The organism is Lachnospira rogosae (ex Hitch et al. 2025), assembly GCF_040096455.1.
GTDB classification, from domain to species: Bacteria; Bacillota; Clostridia; order Lachnospirales; family Lachnospiraceae; genus Lachnospira; species Lachnospira rogosae.
In genome coordinates this window covers 1-643 of sequence record NZ_JBBMER010000022.1, presented here as the reverse complement: position 1 = coordinate 643, position 643 = coordinate 1, and the positions used below count along the sequence as shown (strand labels likewise).

Below are 643 nucleotides of genomic sequence, written 5' to 3'. Positions count from 1 at the left end.
TTTTATGAGAGTTTGATCCTGGCTCAGGATGAACGCTGGCGGCGTGCTTAACACATGCAAGTCGAACGAAGCATTTAAGACAGATTACTTCGGTTTGAAGTCTTTTATGACTGAGTGGCGGACGGGTGAGTAACGCGTGGGTAACCTGCCTCATACAGGGGGATAGCAGCTGGAAACGGCTGGTAATACCGCATAAGCGCACAGTACCACATGGTACAGTGTGAAAAACTCCGGTGGTATGAGATGGACCCGCGTCTGATTAGCTTGTTGGCGGGGTAACGGCCCACCAAGGCGACGATCAGTAGCCGACCTGAGAGGGTGACCGGCCACATTGGGACTGAGACACGGCCCAGACTCCTACGGGAGGCAGCAGTGGGGAATATTGCACAATGGAGGAAACTCTGATGCAGCGACGCCGCGTGAGTGAAGAAGTAGTTCGCTATGTAAAGCTCTATCAGCAGGGAAGATAGTGACGGTACCTGACTAAGAAGCTCCGGCTAAATACGTGCCAGCAGCCGCGGTAATACGTATGGAGCAAGCGTTATCCGGATTTACTGGGTGTAAAGGGAGTGTAGGTGGCCAGGCAAGTCAGAAGTGAAAGCCCGGGGCTCAACCCCGGGACTGCTTTTGAAACTGCAGGGCT

The 643-nt window shown here is 53.5% G+C and carries 1 rRNA gene; it reads left to right on the top strand.

The annotated features are described in order from the left end of the window. Positions 1-643: ribosomal RNA gene (locus WMO14_RS12885) — 16S ribosomal RNA — on the top strand; the annotation flags it as partial.